At 73.1% G+C, this 234-nt stretch carries 1 protein-coding gene; it reads right to left on the reverse strand.

The window, feature by feature from the left end; genetic code table 11:
- Positions 1–234, reverse strand: a 234-nt coding sequence (locus B7L92_RS27020; RefSeq protein WP_174704025.1) for an FAD-dependent monooxygenase, incomplete at both ends; no start/stop codon positions are given.

A 234-nucleotide genomic window follows, 5' to 3' on the forward strand; every position in this document is an offset into this window, starting at 1 on the left:
GCGCGGCGCTCGGTCTGGTAGCTGTCGAGCAGCGCCTCGTGCGGACCGTGGTGCCAGGCCAGCGCCAGTTTCCAGGCGAGGTTGTCGACGTCGCGCAGTCCCTCGTCCAGCCCGTGCGTGCCCAGTGAGCCGAGCAGGTGGGCCGCGTCCCCGGCGAGGAACACGCGGTCGGCCCGCCAGCGCCGGGCCAGCCGGTGGTGCACGGTGTGGACCCCGGTGTCCAACAACTCGTAG

This window comes from Streptomyces viridosporus (assembly GCF_002078235.1).
Lineage (GTDB): Bacteria > Actinomycetota > Actinomycetes > Streptomycetales > Streptomycetaceae > Streptomyces > Streptomyces viridosporus.